A 14,102-nucleotide genomic window follows, 5' to 3' on the forward strand; every position below is an offset into this window, starting at 1 on the left:
GATGAAAACGGTAATTATCAAGTACAATGCAGGGAATGTTCAGTCAGTTATGTATGCGCTCGACCGCATTGGGGCAGGATATCTGTATACAGACGATGCAGATGAAATACGCTCCGCCGACAAGGTGATCTTCCCGGGTGTGGGAGAGGCGAGTACAACCATGAATTACCTGCGGAAAACAGGTTTGGATAAGCTGATACCATCTTTGACACAGCCTGTTTTCGGGACTTGCATCGGGATGCAGCTGATGTGCAGGTTTTCCGAGGAAAACAATACGGAATGTATGGGGATCTTTGATGTGGATGTGAAAAGGTTTCCTGCTACGCCCGGTTTTAAGGTGCCTCACATGGGCTGGAACAATATTTCAGGTTACCAAACTGATCTTGCCAAGGACCTGACAGACAATGCCTATATGTATTTCGTGCATAGCTATGCTGCGCCGGTTTGCGAATTTACGGTAGCCAGCTGCGAATATATCCATCCGTTCAGTGCAATGCTCCAGAAGGATAACTTTTATGCTGCACAGTTTCACTGCGAGATCAGCGGAAACGCGGGACAGCAGATTATTGAAAATTTTTTGAAGATATAATTGAATTACAAAAATGATTGAGATTATACCTGCCATAGATCTTATTGAAGGCAAATGTGTGCGGCTTACCCAGGGCGACTACGGTCAGAAAACCATTTACAACGAAAACCCGCTGGACGTGGCGATGGAGTTTGAGGACGCAGGCCTGAAACGCTTGCATTTGGTAGATCTGGATGGTGCCAAGGCAAAGAAGGTGATCAACTGGAAGGTACTGGAAAGAATTGCTTCCAAAACCAAATTGTATATCGATTTTGGCGGCGGCGTGCAGTCGGAGGACGATTTGCGGGTTGTGTTTGAGAGCGGTGCGAAGCAGGTGACCGGAGGCAGTATCGCGGTAAAACAGCCTGAACTTTTTCAGCATTGGCTGTCGGTTTATGGGGGTGAAAAAATCATTTTGGGTGCGGATGCAAAAAATGAAAAAATAGCGGTCAGCGGCTGGGAGGAAGGGACGCAGATATGGGTGTATGATTTTGTGGAAGAATATGTAGAGAAAGGCGTTAAGTATGCGATCAGCACGGATGTAGCAAAAGACGGGCTGCTGCAGGGCCCGTCATTTGATCTTTACAAAAATCTTCAGGATAAATGCCCTGACCTGAAAATAATTGCCAGCGGCGGAGTGAGCGGATTAGAAGACGTTGAAAAGCTTGCTGAAATGAATATTTACGGCGTGATCATCGGGAAAGCAATTTATGAGAACCGGATAAGCCTTACGGATTTGCAACGTTTTATAGTTTAAAGATGCTTACGAAACGAATAATTCCCTGTCTGGATGTCAAAGAGGGCCGGACCGTCAAAGGGGTCAATTTTGTGAACCTGAGAGATGCGGGCGATGCCGTCGAATTAGGCGCATTATATGCTGCTCAGGGCGCCGATGAGCTGGTTTATCTTGATATTACAGCAACCATCGACGGTAGATCAACTTTTATCGATCTGGTTCGGCGGGTAGCGCATACCATTAATATCCCTTTTACGGTAGGTGGCGGTATCTCATCTATTGCTGATGTTTCGGCTTTGCTGCATGCAGGTGCGGATAAAGTGTCCATCAATTCCGCGGCAGTAAAAAATCCTGACCTGATCAATGAGCTATCCCTGGAATTTGGAAGCCAGTGTATTGTGGTGGCTATTGACACACGTTATATTGAAACTGAAAATGGTTACGAGCATATCGTTCATACCCACGGGGGCAGAAAACCGACTGAACTGAGGACAATACCCTGGGCGCGGGAGGTCGAAGAGCGGGGGGCAGGCGAGATATTGCTGACCTCCATGGATACCGATGGTACCAAAAACGGATTTGCGCTGGAACTGACCGCGACTGTGTCGGGTAACGCCAATATCCCTGTCATAGCTTCCGGGGGTGCCGGTAGTATGGAACATTTTTATGATGTTTTTACGGCCGGGAAAGCAGATGCCGGGCTTGCAGCGAGCATTTTTCATTTTCGTGAAATAGATATTCCCGACCTGAAAGATTATCTGAACGATAAACATCTGCCGATACGCATGACCAGATAAATGAGGGTACCGGTTAGCGATAGAATGAATTTAGCCGGAAAGAACACAACTTTGTCCACACGATAAATATTTACAATGAGCGATACATTTTCAACTATTGATTTTGATAAGTCTTCGGACGGCCTGGTTCCGGCGATCATTCAGGATGTGCATACAAGCAAGGTACTGATGCTGGGTTATATGAATGCGGAAGCACTTCTGGAAACCAAAAAAAACGGGACAGTGACTTTTTTCAGCCGGAGCAAACAACGTTTGTGGACGAAAGGTGAAACTTCGGGTAATTTCCTTTTCGTAAATGAAATAGCAGCCGATTGTGACGGGGACACGATCCTGATCAAAGCTACTCCTGCCGGTCCCACATGCCATACCGGATCGGACACCTGTTTTGGGGAAAAAAATAGCCAGCCTGCACCAATCGGGGAGGCGTCGTTTCTCAACTATCTTCAGAAAGAGGTGATCCGGGAAAGAAAATTAAATCCTTCTGAAGAATCTTATACAAGCAGCCTGTTCAAAAGAGGTATCAACAAGATCGCGCAGAAGGTTGGCGAGGAGGCTGTGGAAGTTGTGATCGAAGCCAAGGATACCGACGATACTCTTTTTAAGAACGAGGTTTCCGACTTGCTTTTTCACCTTTTGATTCTTTTGGAGCAAAAAAACATTGACTTAGATGAGGTAATTAGCGTACTTCGTAGCCGTCACAAATAAATACGGATACAGCATGAAATTACTCTTACGCCTTGTAATCAGTACTTTGGCTGTTCTTGTTGCCGCAAATCTCGTCCCGGGAGTTGAGGTGAACGGTACAGCTACCGCTATTATTGTCGCCATTGTATTGGGGATTCTAAACACTTTTCTGAAGCCGGTGTTGCAAATCCTTGCACTCCCGATCACAATTATTACCCTGGGCCTCTTCTATTTCGTGGTCAATGTCTTTATCATTTACCTTGCAAGTTATCTGGTTGAGGGTTTTTATATAAATGGATTTATCTCTGCCCTGCTATTTGGCTTGGTAGTTTCTGTCGTATCTGCAATACTTGGTATGTTTTTGGATTAGTGTAAGATACAGTTCTGCATGAACTGGTAAAATGTGTACACATGATTTGGATAACTACCGCTTATGTTGAGTCAACTCGAGGAAATTAAGGAAACGCTATTTAAATATTTCGAAACAAGGATCGATTTATTTAAGATAGAGACAAGAGATAAAATAGAACGTGCAGTAGTCGTGGCGGTATACGCAACAGTGTTGCTATGCCTGGCGTTAACAATACTGATACTCGTTGTTATTTTGTTGGGAACATTTTTGAACAAATGGCTTGACAGCGATTACCTGGGGTATCTGATACTGCTTGGAGTTTTTGTACTCAAACTGATTATATGCATCGCTCTGAAAGAAAAATTGATCCGGTTTATACGGAAGAGCATTGTTAATATTCTCAAAGAAAAAGACGAATAATGCTTTTGAAATGGTATTTTGAGTTTATTTGGCTCAAATTGCTATTTTTGAATTGCTTTTGAAAATATTTCACGGCACTATTAAACGGTAACAAAATGAGTTCTTCAATAGATTCTTCCGTAAAGCTTACCAAGCCATTTTCTTCAGATACTGACCTGGATAAGAGGGATTTGCAACAGGATGCTGAACTCTACAGGGATAAACTAGAGCTTCAATGGAGCGATCTTAAGCATGATGCTACCAATTATGGCAAGCAAGCTCTGGTCATAGGCGGCGTGATAGCCACCACCTATGTGATCATGAACGCGGTTCTCCCTGATTATAAAAAGGGTAAAAAGACCGTTGAAGAAGAACCTGAGATCCGGGTTGAAAAAAAGAAGAGTTCAAAAAAGAAAGCCCAGTTTGCCGTGGGACAAGCTGTTCAAAGTTTAGCCTGGACGTTGGCAGTGGGATGGGCACGCCAAAAGCTAAAACATTTAATTGCAGATGACCAAAAAACCGAATGAAAACAGCGAATCATAAAATCGCAGACCTCCTTTCAGAAAGAAGACAAGAAAAAAGGAAATCGTTTGCTGTTCTCTTAGATCCGGATAAAGTTAATTTTTCTACATTTCCGAAATTCCTTGAATATGCGGTGGCGCATGGCGTTGACTTCTTTTTTGTAGGAGGCAGCCTCATTACCAATTACGCAATAGATCAGCTCATCGCGGCCATCCACCAATATACTAAAATACCTGCGATCCTCTTTCCGGGGAGCAGCCTTCATATAGATCCGTCTGCTGACGCAATTTTGTTGCTTTCACTGATCTCAGGACGCAATGCCGAGTTGCTGATCGGTCAGCATGTAATTGCGGCGCCGCTGCTCAAAAGAAGCGGAATTGAGGTATTGCCTACGGGATACCTTCTTATTGAAAGTGGCAAGCTTACCACGGTTTCATATATTAGCAACACGACGCCGCTGCCAAGGGACAAGCCTGGTATTGTGGCGTGCACCGCTCTGGCAGGAGAATACCTTGGACTAAAACATATTTTTCTGGACGCGGGAAGCGGTGCTCAATTTCCCGTTACAGCCGAAACGATTGCTGCCGTACGCGCTACTGTGGATACACCTATCATAGTGGGTGGCGGAATCGATTCGTACGAGAAAGCGGATATCGCATTGAATGCCGGAGCAGATGTGATCGTCGTTGGTAACGGAATAGAACAAAACCCTGATCTGTTACCAGAGGTCGCAGCCTGTGTGAAAGCGTTCAATAGGAAAACGGAAAGTGTTTAATATATCAACCGTAGATTTTATTGGACAAAATAAAGGGATTTGGGTGTTTTCTAAGGAAATTTTAAGTTCTTGGAAAAATACAATCGCAAAGGTTAGGATTATTTAAATTAAACCTGTTACATTTGTATCGAACCTTAATTACACCCAAGAAATGAAAAAAATATTTGCACTTGCGTTTGTTGCCGGGATGGTAGCTTTCGCTGCTTGTACTAGCAAACCTGCTGACGAATCTGCTGATACTACTGCAGTTACAGTTGAAACTCCTGCAGTTGATACAACTGTAGTTGACACTGCTGCTGCTGATACAGCTGCTGCTGATTCAGTTCAGTAATCAGACTTACAAGTCGAAATTCTTGAAAAAGCCCTATGAAAATAGGGCTTTTTCTTTTTTATTTAATGAATGAAAAAAATATCCTTTGAGCAGCATGTTCCTCCGGCAGCCGTTGCCTATTGCGAACAATTGTATCAGGCTAATACATTCGCTTTCTTTCTTTCCCGGCCCCGCCGCACCCGCCTCGGGGATTTCACAGTAAAACCAGGCATCATACCCAGAATTACCGTCAACGTTAATTTAAATCCCTACAACTTTCTGATTACCTATATTCATGAAGTAGCGCATTGCGTGGTACATTATAAATACAAAGGTCGTGGCAGGAAACGTGTGGCGCCTCATGGAGTGGAGTGGAAACGCGAGTTTGGAGAATTGTTACAACCTGTTCTGAACGAAAGTATTTTCCCGGAAGACATTCTGAGCGCATTAATACGTTATGCTAGAAACCCCACTGCTTCCACAGGAGGAGATCAGATTCTTTTTAATGCGATCAGAAAGTACGACGACCAGGCTTTGAATTCCGGCAGAATTGCGCTTATGCAATTGAATGAAGGATCCAATTTTGTTTTTCAGAACAGACAGTTTGTCCGCGGTACGTTAAGACGGACGCGTGTTCTGTGTACCGACAAAGCCTCGCAACGTCTTTATACCATCCCAGCCCATGCATTGGTTGAAGCATGTTGAACTTCGAAATTTCCTTATTCTCTCGGTAGTCTGCTGCGGGGGACTTCTCCTTAGTTTTGCTTCTTTGGGTCAGCAGTCTTCTGTGTTATCAACAGGAATTTGGTATAAATTGGCTGTTAACCAGACAGGGGTGTACCGGATTGATGCCAGCCTTTTTCGTGAAATGGGTGTTGACCTCAATGGCCTTGCGCCGGATCAGATCAGGATTTTTGGCAATGGAGGCGGCATGCTTCCTCAGGCCAATAATGCCGGCTATACCAATGCTTTAATTGAAAACGCAATTTGGGTACAGGGAGAGGAAGATGGAAAATTTGATAATAATGATGCGGTCTACTTTTACGCAGAAGGCCCGCATAGCGTCACTTATGATTCGCTAAAGTTGGAATTGACCCATCAGATGAATTCCTACACTGATACCAGCTACTATTTTCTGAATTTTGGGCAAAAGGAAGGACTCAGGATCAAAAACCGGGAAATTCTGAACGGGGTCAATGGTAAAGTGATAAGTGAGTTCAGTGATTACTGGTTTCACGAACAGGAAACATCCAATATGTTGAAATCCGGCAGGGAATGGTGGGGAGAATTTCTGGGTGGATCGACAGCATTAAATATAGAAGCAAATATTCCGGGAGTAGTACCATCTTCCGGCATCAAACTGAAAACCTCAGCCATAGGAGCGGCCCAGGTACCTACCAGGTTCGCCTGGCAACTCAATGGGAAACCAGCAGGGGAATCTTCTATTGGAACCGTTTCGACAAATACGTATGACATCAAAGGATTACGTGCCGATGCTGTCTATAATCTTACAGCTGATGCTGTTCCCGGCCCGCTGTTATCCATCGGGATTTCCTATAATAAAAATGGGCAGAGCTCCGCGCAGGCTTATCTGAATTACGTCGCTTTGCAGGTCAGGCGGCAATTAAAAGCTTATGATAATCAGCAGATATACCGGTTGTTGCCCGATGTTTCGGATACGCTGTCTTTCCGGTTTCAGGAAATTTCTGCCGGCTGGCATCTCTGGAATGTGACGGACCGATTTAAACCTGTTTCTGTTTTTGAAAATGGTGCCAGCGTTTCTGCTGTAAATTTAACGACCACGTCCGGCAAAAGAATGCAACAGTATGTCGGATTCATGCTTTCGCAGAGTTACGCACCACTCTCCTGGCAGCTTGTGGGTAACCAGGATATTGCCAAAAGTGAGACACCTGATTTGCTCATTATAACGCCAGACGCCTGGGAAAGTGAGGCGACGCGACTCGCAGCATTTCGGGAGAGCAACGACGGGCTGGAAACGCTGGTGGTCACAACACAAAAAATTTACAATGAATATGCTTCCGGAAGACCGGATGTCTCCGCAATACGTGATTTTGTCCGTAATCTTTTTTCAAAAACACCCGGAAAGCTGAAGTACCTGCTGCTGTTCGGAGATGCCGCCTTCGATTATAAAAACTTGTCTCAGAATCAGTCTGTTTCGCAGCATTTGAATTGGGTTCCGGTATATGAAAGCCGTGAATCATTGAACCCTGTGTACACTTATTCTTCTGATGATTACTTCGGATTTATGGAAGCCGGAGAAGGTGTGTGGACGGAGTCGACCGCCGGCGACCACACACTGGATATTGGCGTCGGTAGACTTCCGGTAAAATCACTGTCCGAAGCGAGCGTCGTAGTTGACAAACTGATCTGGTATGCATCCTCAACCCGGACTTTTGGTAACTGGCGAAATACAGTTCATTTTGTAGCCGACGATGGAGATGATAATGTGCATCAGCAGCACGCCGATCAACTTTCTCAGTTGATCCAGAAGGATTTTTTGCCTTCCAGGATATTCCTTGACGCTTTTCCTCAAACGACCACTGCAAACGGACAAAAGGTTCCTGCTGTGAATGCGGCTATACGGAACAGCATTGATGGCGGTACGCTGATACTTAATTATACCGGGCATGGTGGGGTCAGTGGTTGGGCGGAAGAACAGGTACTTACATTGGAGGATATGCAGTCGGTGCGGGGAATGGACAACCTCCCGCTTCTCTTTACGGCAACTTGCGATTTTGGCAGGTATGATGATCCCACCTTGGTTTCCGGAGCGGAGCTCATGGTTTTAAGCCGGCGCGGCGCTGCAATAGGGGCTATCAGTACAACCCGTCCCGTTTATTCCAGTACCAATTTTACGCTTAGCAAAGCTTTTTATGAATCTTTGATAAAAGCGGGTCCGGAAAGTAGGATGGGGGATATTTTTCGTGCAACTAAAAACAAATCACTTGTTGGTAGTTTCAACCGGAATTTTACGCTTTTGGCTGATCCTTCCATGAAGCTCGCCAGGCCGCAGAAGGGAATTAGATGGACCCAGACCCTGGATACGCTCCGGGCACTGCAAAAAGTCAGGCTGGAAGGTGAAGTTTATGACAAGATAAGTGGTAAACGAGACAGTATCTTTGCTGGTGTTGTTAAACTTGCTGTTTACGACAAGCAGCTGGCTTTCCAGACACTGGGAAGTGAAGACGCGCGGGAAAGTTATCTGGAATACAGGAGCAAATTGTTTGATGGTAGCGCAACGGTAGTTGATGGGAAGTTTAAAAGCGAATTTGTTGTCCCGAAGGATATCGATTATAGGATAGAAGTTGGCAGGGCGAATGTATTTGCTGTAAGTTCTGACAGTCTTATTGATGCAGCATCTCAATTGGATGTTATTGTGGGAGGAAGCGCGGCGCAGGGGGAGGACAATACACCGCCAAGGCTTTCGGCCTATCTGAATGAAATTTCATTTCAGGATGGTGATGTTGTTTCGGGCTCGTCGGTATTGTTCGTAAAAGTCGGCGATGAAAACGGAATAAGCATATCCAGGGCTGGAATCGGGCATGACATCACGATGACGGTCAATGACACGATGACTGTCTTATTGAATGATTACTATACCGCCGATATGGACGACTACAGGTCAGGAACCATTACGTTTCCTTTTCATAATTTACCCGCCGGGAAATATGTAGTTCGGGTAAAAGTATGGGATACATATACTAACTTTTCTGAAATAGCGTTCGGGTTTCTAGTAGGTGCAGAAATCGGGATCAAACTCAACGCCCTTAAAATTTATCCTAACCCATTTGATAAAGATCTTTCATTTGAACTCAGCCACAACAGAGTAAATGAAGATGTAGAAATAGTTTTTAATATATTGCTTAATAATGGGCAGCTCTTGGGTACTTTCAAAAAACAATATTATAACAGTGAACCAACCATTCAGGAGTCGATGACGGCTTTACGACCGGGGCACTGGTTTTCGAAGGGAAGCTTGTTTGTTTATCAGATCCAGATACGGTCGCTAAAAGACAATTCCACTGACCGGCGTTCCGGTCAGCTTGCACGTTCTCCGTAGTATAATAAAACAATCATTTATTTAGTAATAACTATCTTTCTTGTATTTTTGACCCTTTAAAAAGGCTGATTTAAAGCAGTATCGCAAATCCAATTTCTATGAGACTTTTTTTTGTTACATTATTCTCTGCAGTATTTTTGACATCAGGCACCCTATTTGCCCAATCTGCGCAGAGAATACCGTCCTCACCACTATCATTTTTAACATTTGCTCCTGACGCGCGGAGTGCCGCCATGGGAGAAGCGGGAGTTGCACTTAGCCCCGATGCTAACTCCACCTACTGGAATGCTGCTAAATTGCCCTATAACACAAAAGACTTTGGAGCTTCGGCATCGTACACGCCATGGCTGAGAAATCTTGTTGACGATATGTGGCTGGGTTATCTTACTGCGTATAAGAAACTTGGTGACAGGCAGGCAGTAGGTTTATCGGTCAACTATTTCAATAATGGTGAATTAGACCTGCGTACTTCTACAGGTGCACAAAATGGTTACTTCACGTCAAGGGAACTGGCAATTAACGGAACCTATTCCCGCCAGCTCGGCAAGAACTTCTCTATGGGCCTGACTTTGAAATACATTTCGTCGAACCTGGCCGGAACAGCTGTTATTAGTGGTGTTTCATTGAATCCTGCCAGGGTTGCCGCCGGGGATATCAGTGCTTTTTACAAAAAAGATTTAAAAAACGAGGATACAGGAAGCGAGCTGACCTGGTCTCTCGGGGCGGTTCTTTCAAATCTTGGTGGTAAGATCAATTACGGTTCGGGAACTGACACAGAGAATTTTATACCGACAACCTTGAAAGTGGGTGGTGGACTTTCGTTCACTGCGGATGGTCGTAACCGGTTCAATTTCATTGTAGATGCCAGTAAACTAATGGTCCCAACTCCCGACTCTACCAAACAGTTTAACCAGTATCCGTTGCTGAAAGGTGTTTTCGGGTCGTTCTCGGACGCTCCTGACGGATTCAAAGAAGAAATGCAGGAAATAGCATTAGCAGTAGGAGCGGAATATTGGTACAACGATATTTTCGCACTCCGCGCAGGATATTACGGTGAAAATAAAAACAAGGGAAATCGTAAATTCTTTACTGCCGGTGCGGGTGCCCGTTTTATGGATAAATATGCAGTCGACTTTGCCTATTTGTTCCCTGTAACTCAAGGCAGTCCGCTGGCGCAGACGTTGAGAATTACACTTTCTGTGGGTTTGAACAAAGCTGAAAAACTCGATGTAGGCGATGCAGAGAACTAACTGAGACAAGAAATTTAATTTTTACAGAACGAATGGCGTTATTGCAACGTCATTCGTTTTTTTTATTCAATCTGCACATGTTAATCGACCGTTCCACAGCACCTGATTTCAAGGTTGTCAACGCCGTAAATCTACCCGAGCCCAAAACTTTTACACTCGATAATGGAACCGATCTCCATGTCATCAATATTGGTGACCAGCCGGTGATCAGGCTGGAATGTATTTTTGAGGCAGGCAGCTGGTTGGAAAAGGAAATTGGCGCTTCGTTCTTTGCAATTAAAATGCTTTCCGAAGGAACAAGCGATCTCACATCCCAGGAGATAAGCGAAGCATTTGACAGGCTCGGAGCTTTCACGGAGATGACGCATACGTCTGATCGTATAGGAATAGTAGTGTACTGTCTGTCCCGTTTTTTGCCGGACGTTTTACCGATGGTAAACGGGCTTATTCAAAAGGCGGTTTTTCCGGAAAAAGAGCTTCAGGATTTAAGGAATATAACCATTCAGAATTTGAAGGTCAATAAGGAGAAAACTGCGTACCTGGCCACTACCAAATTCAGGGCAGAGCTATTCGGTAGTGGACATCCTTACGGGCAAAGCCAGGAGGAGGCCAACATAGCCAAATTACCCCTGGACGCGATTGTATCCCACTACGATCAGTTTATTAAAAATGGCAAATACACCGTTGTGCTGGCCGGAAAGGTAGAGGACGAGCATATCAGTTATGTAAACCAGTTTCTTGGGCAGGAACGGGGCGGAGAGCATTGCCCTGCAATTTCGTATACGCCTTCCGAAGATTACAAAGAAAAGGAAGTAGTGGTCGAAAGGCCGGAAAGTGTTCAGTCGTCCATTCGTATGGGCAGGATTCTTTTCAACCGTCATCATCCTGATTATTTCAAATTCTTGGTTACCAATGAAATATTAGGCGGGTATTTCGGGTCGAGGCTTATGAAGAATATCCGAGAAGAAAAGGGGCTTACCTATGGCATTTCTTCTCATTTGGTAACATTAAAGCAGGAGGGATATTTCATGATTGGCACTGACGTGAAGAAAGAATTTACGCAGCAGACGATTGACGAGATAAAAAAAGAGATCAACCGTTTGCAAACAGAGCTGGTAGGCAGCGATGAATTGCAGACCGTTAAAAACTTTATGGCGGGAGAATTTGCCGGTTCTCTGAATACGGCTTTCGAAGTAGCCGACAGGCAGAAAATTTTGCTGCTCGATGGTCTGGCTCCTGATTTTTTCAACCGCTACATTAACCAGATCCACGCTACAACCAGTGAGGATGTACTGGAGATGGCGAACCGGTATTTACGCACTGAGGACATGATTACCATCATAGCCGGGGGAAAATAAATTTTATTTTTCGTCCTGGTTTAGCGCTTCCTTGTATACCAGGAGGCAGCGCTCCCGGGCTATTTTATGATCTACAATGGGTTCAGGATATTGGTCAGTACCGATTTCCGGAACCCATTTTTTGATGTACACGCCTTGCGGATCAAACTTCTCGGCTTGGGCGGTAGGGTTGAAAATCCGGAAGTAGGGCGCAGCATCAGTTCCGGAACCGGCCGCCCACTGCCAGCCACCGTTGTTTGCCGCCAAATCATAGTCCAGGAGTTTTTCTGCAAAGTAAGCTTCACCCCAGCGCCAGTCGATAAGCAGATGTTTCGCAAGAAAACTTGCAGTTACCATTCGAACGCGGTTATGCATAAACCCTGTTTCGTTTAGTTCCCGCATTCCTGCATCCACAAGCGGATAGCCGGTTTTACCTTCGCACCATTTTTTGAATTCACCCTGATTATTTCTCCATTTGATCGTGTCATAAGCAGCGCGGAAGGCTTTCCCTTTTCCGACATGCGGAAAATGCCAGAGAATCTGATGGTAAAAGTCTCGCCAAATCAGCTCGTTGAGCCAGGTACTGCTGTTCTCATTTCCTTTTCTTGCCATTTCGCGAATGCTCACCGTACCAAACCGTAAATGGATCCCAAGGTGCGAGGTACCTTTTATTCCAGGAAAATTTCGTTGCTCTCCGTAATTTTCAAGTAACTCTGTTTCAACTTTACTGGATGGAAACGTCTGGTCTGTTTTTTCAAAACCCATTTCTTTCAGGGATGGAATACTTGGTCCCTTCCATTTGTGAAGGTTTTTAAAATACTTCCTGGTAGGATAGGAAGAAAGATAAAAATCATTGCATTTCTCCCTCCATGCCCTGCTATAAGGCGTAAAGACGGTATAGGGTGTGTTTTGTAGACTGAGGACTTCCTTCTTCTCAAAAATCACATGATCTTTGTAAGCCTTGAAAGGAATTCCCTCTTTTTTAAGAATGCGATAAATTTCCTGGTCGCGTTCGGTAGCGTAAGGTTCATAGTCTGTATTGGTGATCACTTCCGCGATCTGATATTTTTCGGAAAGTGATTTCCAGATTTCAGTGGGAAATCCGTACTCAACAAGAATGTCAGCGCCAGCCTTTTTTAACTCCTCACGCATTCCCGTGACAGCCTCGTGGATAAAGCTGACACGACTGTCTTTTTTGTTATCAAGGTCATCCAGGATATTACGATCAAAGATGAACAGTGGAACAACCGGGTTGCCGGATTTTAATGCATAATAAAGTCCGGTATTGTCGTGCAGGCGAAGATCACGGCGATGCCAGAATATCGTTATTTTATCCTTTGTTGTTAAACTCATAAAAAATATATCTCGCAGTATATTTACCTTCGTGAAGAGAAGACTTTAAATTTCAATACCGGTAACCTGTATCAATCAATGAAATTACAACTAACAATCCTATTTAGCCTCTTTTGCCTGATCGCTTTTGGTCAAAAAAATCAGTCAAAGGAAGAGTGGAAGCAACTTTTTAACGGTAAGAACCTGGATGGATGGGATATCAAAATCAGAGGATACGCATTGAACGAGAATTACGGAAATACCTTCCGCATAGAAGATGGCAAGATGGTGGTGCGCTATGATCAGTATGATGATTTTAAACAAAAATATGGCCATATTTTTTACAAAGGGGATTTCTCGTACTACAAGGTAGCAGTGGAATATCGGTTTGTCGGAGAGCAGGCACCAAAAGGGGAAGGCTGGGCATGGCGGAATAGCGGCATTATGGTACACGGACAACCTGCTTCGACGATGGGGAAAGATCAGGATTTTCCGGCATCCATAGAAGTGCAATTACTGGGTGGGAATGATAAAACAAGGTCAACCTGCAATTTATGTACACCTGGCACCAACGTGGTAATGAACGGGAAGCTCATTACCCAGCACTGTGTTAATTCAACCTCAAAAACGTACAATGGAGATCAATGGGTAAGGGCTGAGGTACTGGTACTGGGCGATTCGCTGATCCAGCACTTTGCGAATGGAGAAATGGTTTTGGAGTACAATAAACCGCAGCTAGGTGGCGGGGCAGTTAGTGGTAACGATCCTGCTTTGATGATTGACGGCAAGCTATTGGATCATGGGTCTATCTCCTTGCAAAGCGAAAGCCATCCTGTGGAATTCAGAAAAGTGGAAATCCTGGACCTCAAAGGATGCATGGACCCAAAAGCTACCAATTACAAATCGTATTACGTAAAGTCGGATAACAGCCTGTGCAGTTATTCGAAAAAGAAATAGGA

At 44.6% G+C, this 14,102-nt stretch carries 15 protein-coding genes; 14 read left to right on the top strand and 1 reads right to left on the bottom strand.

Translation table 11 applies throughout. The features are described from left to right. The first annotated feature begins 1 nt into the window (after position 1). From hisH to FBF61_RS20245, 13 genes are all read left to right on the top strand, one after another. Positions 2 to 589: an imidazole glycerol phosphate synthase subunit HisH gene (gene hisH, locus FBF61_RS20185; protein WP_138480704.1), complete on the top strand. Its 588-nt coding sequence runs from the start codon at positions 2 to 4 to the stop codon at positions 587 to 589. A gap of 13 nt (positions 590 to 602) precedes the next feature. Beyond that, positions 603 to 1,325, top strand: coding sequence for a 1-(5-phosphoribosyl)-5-[(5-phosphoribosylamino)methylideneamino]imidazole-4-carboxamide isomerase (gene hisA, locus FBF61_RS20190; protein ID WP_138480706.1), 723 nt, complete (start codon positions 603 to 605; stop codon positions 1,323 to 1,325). A gap of 2 nt (positions 1,326 to 1,327) precedes the next feature. Beyond that, positions 1,328 to 2,101 (top strand): imidazole glycerol phosphate synthase subunit HisF, encoded by a 774-nt coding sequence (gene hisF, locus FBF61_RS20195; RefSeq protein WP_138480708.1) that lies wholly within the window; start codon positions 1,328 to 1,330, stop codon positions 2,099 to 2,101. Positions 2,102 to 2,176: 75 nt separating this feature from the next. Then, positions 2,177 to 2,806: a bifunctional phosphoribosyl-AMP cyclohydrolase/phosphoribosyl-ATP diphosphatase HisIE gene (gene hisIE / locus FBF61_RS20200; protein WP_138480710.1), complete on the top strand. Its 630-nt coding sequence runs from the start codon at positions 2,177 to 2,179 to the stop codon at positions 2,804 to 2,806. A 13-nt stretch (positions 2,807 to 2,819) separates the two neighbouring features. Beyond that, positions 2,820 to 3,155, top strand: coding sequence for a phage holin family protein (locus FBF61_RS20205; RefSeq protein WP_138480712.1), 336 nt, complete (start codon positions 2,820 to 2,822; stop codon positions 3,153 to 3,155). Positions 3,156 to 3,218: 63 nt separating this feature from the next. Next, positions 3,219 to 3,557 (top strand): phage holin family protein, encoded by a 339-nt coding sequence (locus tag FBF61_RS20210; RefSeq protein WP_138480714.1) that lies wholly within the window; start codon positions 3,219 to 3,221, stop codon positions 3,555 to 3,557. A gap of 95 nt (positions 3,558 to 3,652) precedes the next feature. Next, positions 3,653 to 4,063 (top strand): hypothetical protein, encoded by a 411-nt coding sequence (locus FBF61_RS20215; RefSeq protein ID WP_138480716.1) that lies wholly within the window; start codon positions 3,653 to 3,655, stop codon positions 4,061 to 4,063. After that, on the top strand, positions 4,060 to 4,833 hold the full coding sequence (locus FBF61_RS20220) for a phosphoglycerol geranylgeranyltransferase (RefSeq protein WP_138480718.1): 774 nt from the start codon (positions 4,060 to 4,062) through the stop codon (positions 4,831 to 4,833). The genes FBF61_RS20215 and FBF61_RS20220 overlap by 4 nt, the downstream gene beginning before the upstream one ends. A 151-nt stretch (positions 4,834 to 4,984) precedes the next feature. Further along, positions 4,985 to 5,164 carry a hypothetical protein gene (locus FBF61_RS20225; protein WP_138480720.1) on the top strand — a complete coding sequence of 60 codons (180 nt, stop codon included), beginning with the start codon at positions 4,985 to 4,987 and terminating at the stop codon, positions 5,162 to 5,164. Positions 5,165 to 5,233: 69 nt separating this feature from the next. After that, a complete protein-coding gene (locus FBF61_RS20230; RefSeq protein WP_138480722.1) occupies positions 5,234 to 5,848 on the top strand; it encodes a SprT family zinc-dependent metalloprotease in 615 nt (204 codons plus the stop codon). Then, a complete protein-coding gene (porU, locus tag FBF61_RS20235) occupies positions 5,826 to 9,224 on the top strand; it encodes a type IX secretion system sortase PorU (protein WP_138480724.1) in 3,399 nt (1,132 codons plus the stop codon). Before FBF61_RS20230 ends, porU begins: the two co-directional genes overlap by 23 nt. A gap of 98 nt (positions 9,225 to 9,322) precedes the next feature. Further along, positions 9,323 to 10,474, top strand: coding sequence for a type IX secretion system outer membrane channel protein PorV (gene porV / locus FBF61_RS20240; RefSeq protein WP_138480726.1), 1,152 nt, complete (start codon positions 9,323 to 9,325; stop codon positions 10,472 to 10,474). 77 nt (positions 10,475 to 10,551) lie between these two features. Next, on the top strand, positions 10,552 to 11,832 hold the full coding sequence (locus FBF61_RS20245; RefSeq protein ID WP_138480728.1) for a M16 family metallopeptidase: 1,281 nt from the start codon (positions 10,552 to 10,554) through the stop codon (positions 11,830 to 11,832). Positions 11,833 to 11,835: 3 nt separating this feature from the next. On the opposite strand, the gene FBF61_RS20250 is transcribed toward FBF61_RS20245, so the two are convergent. Next, the gene (locus tag FBF61_RS20250) at positions 11,836 to 13,164 is read right to left on the bottom strand and encodes a cryptochrome/photolyase family protein (protein WP_138480730.1); all 1,329 of its coding nucleotides are present in this window, start codon (positions 13,162 to 13,164) and stop codon (positions 11,836 to 11,838) included. Positions 13,165 to 13,242: 78 nt separating this feature from the next. On the opposite strand from FBF61_RS20250, the gene FBF61_RS20255 reads away from it, so the two are divergent. Then, positions 13,243 to 14,100 (top strand): 3-keto-disaccharide hydrolase, encoded by an 858-nt coding sequence (locus FBF61_RS20255; RefSeq protein ID WP_138480732.1) that lies wholly within the window; start codon positions 13,243 to 13,245, stop codon positions 14,098 to 14,100. Positions 14,101 to 14,102: the final 2 nt, after the last annotated feature.

Origin of the sequence: Dyadobacter bucti, from assembly GCF_005869225.1 — a bacterium.
In the GTDB taxonomy this organism is placed as follows: Bacteria; Bacteroidota; Bacteroidia; order Cytophagales; family Spirosomataceae; genus Dyadobacter; species Dyadobacter bucti.

Bases quoted from the DNA above. Each gene is read 5' to 3' on its own strand.
- hisH (WP_138480704.1), top strand. From the start codon at position 2: ATGAAAACGGTAATTATCAAGTACAATGCAGGGAATGTTCAGTCAGTT.
- hisA (WP_138480706.1), top strand. From the start codon at position 603: ATGATTGAGATTATACCTGCCATAGATCTTATTGAAGGCAAATGTGTG.
- hisF (WP_138480708.1), top strand. From the start codon at position 1,328: ATGCTTACGAAACGAATAATTCCCTGTCTGGATGTCAAAGAGGGCCGG.
- hisIE (WP_138480710.1), top strand. From the start codon at position 2,177: ATGAGCGATACATTTTCAACTATTGATTTTGATAAGTCTTCGGACGGC.
- FBF61_RS20205 (WP_138480712.1), top strand. From the start codon at position 2,820: ATGAAATTACTCTTACGCCTTGTAATCAGTACTTTGGCTGTTCTTGTT.
- FBF61_RS20210 (WP_138480714.1), top strand. From the start codon at position 3,219: ATGTTGAGTCAACTCGAGGAAATTAAGGAAACGCTATTTAAATATTTC.
- FBF61_RS20215 (WP_138480716.1), top strand. From the start codon at position 3,653: ATGAGTTCTTCAATAGATTCTTCCGTAAAGCTTACCAAGCCATTTTCT.
- FBF61_RS20220 (WP_138480718.1), top strand. From the start codon at position 4,060: ATGAAAACAGCGAATCATAAAATCGCAGACCTCCTTTCAGAAAGAAGA.
- FBF61_RS20225 (WP_138480720.1), top strand. From the start codon at position 4,985: ATGAAAAAAATATTTGCACTTGCGTTTGTTGCCGGGATGGTAGCTTTC.
- FBF61_RS20230 (WP_138480722.1), top strand. From the start codon at position 5,234: ATGAAAAAAATATCCTTTGAGCAGCATGTTCCTCCGGCAGCCGTTGCC.
- porU (WP_138480724.1), top strand. From the start codon at position 5,826: ATGCATTGGTTGAAGCATGTTGAACTTCGAAATTTCCTTATTCTCTCG.
- porV (WP_138480726.1), top strand. From the start codon at position 9,323: ATGAGACTTTTTTTTGTTACATTATTCTCTGCAGTATTTTTGACATCA.
- FBF61_RS20245 (WP_138480728.1), top strand. From the start codon at position 10,552: ATGTTAATCGACCGTTCCACAGCACCTGATTTCAAGGTTGTCAACGCC.
- FBF61_RS20250 (WP_138480730.1), bottom strand. From the start codon at position 13,164: ATGAGTTTAACAACAAAGGATAAAATAACGATATTCTGGCATCGCCGT.
- FBF61_RS20255 (WP_138480732.1), top strand. From the start codon at position 13,243: ATGAAATTACAACTAACAATCCTATTTAGCCTCTTTTGCCTGATCGCT.